Origin of the sequence: Kitasatospora sp. NPDC091257 (assembly GCF_044757675.1) — a bacterium.
Taxonomy (GTDB): Bacteria; Actinomycetota; Actinomycetes; order Streptomycetales; family Streptomycetaceae; genus Kitasatospora; species Kitasatospora lactacystinica.
In genome coordinates this window covers 1-1,765 of record NZ_JBIVVI010001549.1, presented here as the reverse complement: position 1 = coordinate 1,765, position 1,765 = coordinate 1, and the positions used below count along the sequence as shown (strand labels likewise).

At 74.8% G+C, this 1,765-nt stretch carries 1 protein-coding gene; it reads left to right on the top strand.

Annotation, left to right across the window (positions count from 1 at the left end; translation table 11 throughout):
• Positions 1-55: 55 nt before the first annotated feature.
• Positions 56-1,765, top strand: a 1,710-nt coding sequence (locus ACIQOV_RS40165; protein ID WP_401055917.1) for a methyltransferase, incomplete at its 3' end; no start/stop codon positions are given.

Here is a 1,765-nt window from a genome sequence, read left to right as displayed (position 1 = left end):
CCCCAGCCTGGCGGCCGGGAGGTGCCCCCAGCCCGATGGCGGGCAAGGAGGGAGGATGTACCGCACCGGCGACCTGGTCCGCTGGCTCGGCGACGGGCAGCTGGAGTACGTCGGCCGCGCGGACGACCAGGTGAAGGTGCGCGGCTTCCGGGTCGAGCCCGGCGAGGTCGAGACGGCGTTGGCCGAGCACCCGGCCGTCGCCCGGGCCGCGGTCCTCGCCCAGGACGACCGGCTCGTCGGCTACGTCGTCCCCCGCCAGGAGGAGGCCCGCGACAGCGCCCTGGAAGCGGACCACGTGGGCGAGTGGCAGGACATCTACGACGCTCTGCCCATCGCTCCCGAGGACGCCGGCTTCGGCCAGAACTTCGTCGGCTGGAACAGCAGTTACGACGCGAGCCCGATCCCCGTCGAGCAGATGCGGGAGTGGCGGGACGCGACCGTCTCCCGCATCCTGGCCCTGCGCCCCCGCCGGGTGCTGGAGGTCGGCGTCGGCACCGGTCTGCTGCTCTCACAGATCGCACCGCACTGCGAGACGTACTGGGCGACCGACTTCTCCGCCACCGCGATCGAGGCGCTCACCGCCCAGGTGGCCGGGCAGGAGGACCTGGCCGGGCGCGTGGTGCTGCAGACCCGCCCGGCGCACGACACCGACGGGCTCCCGGCCGGGGAGTTCGACACCATCGTGATCAACTCGGTGGTGCAGTACTTCCCGTCCGCGGAGTACCTCGCCGACGTGATCGGGAAGCTGATGGGGCTGCTGGCCCCCGGCGGCGCGCTCTTCGTCGGCGACGTCCGCAACCTGCGGCTGCTGCGTCCGCTGGCCACCGCCGTCCAGCTCCACCGGGTCGGCGAAGGTGCGGACCTCACGGCGGTGCGCCGCGCGGTGGAGCAGGCCCTGCGGGTGGAGAAGGAGCTCCTGGTCGACCCGGACTTCTTCACCGCCCTGCGGGAGCACGGTACGGACATCGGCACGACGGCCGTCGAGGTCAAGCGCGGCCGCCACCACAACGAGCTGACCCGCTACCGCTACGACGTGACGCTGCACAAGCCGCCGGTCACCCCGACGGCTCCGGAGCGGTCCGTCGAGCTGGCGTGGGGGCGGCAGGTCGCCGGGCCGGCCGAACTGCGCGAGCTGCTCGCCCGGCCGTCCGGCGGAGTGCTGCGGATCACGGGGGTGCCGAACCGCCGCGTGACGCGGGAAGCCGCTCTGGCCCGGGCCGTGCAGAACGGGGACGGCTCGCTCGCCGAGCTGCTGGAACGGATGCACGCCCCGGAGGACGGCGGCCTCCCCGATCCGGAGGACCTCCACGCCCTCGGGTCGGAGTTCGGCCGCCCGACGGCCGTCACCTGGTCGGCCACCGCGGCGGACGCCGTGGACGTCGTCTTCACCGACCCCCGGGCGCTCCACGGCTCCCCGGTCGAGGCGTACCGGCCGGCCCGGGCCACGGGAGCGTCGCTGTCCTCGCTGACCAACCGCCCGACCGGCAACCGGGGCGCCGGCGCCCTCCTGGGCGAACTCCGCGACTGGCTGCGGGACCGGCTGCCCGACCACCTGGTCCCCTCGGCGTTCGTGGCGCTGGAGGCGCTGCCGCTGACGGCCAACGGCAAGCTCGACCGCCGTGCGCTGCCCGCACCGGACCTCGGCCCGGTCGCGGCCGGACGGGCGCCGCGCACCCCGCAGGAGCAGCTCCTCGCCGAGCTGTTCGCCGAGGTGCTCGGCCTGGCCCAGGTCGGCGTCGACGACGGCTTCTTCGACCTCGGGGGG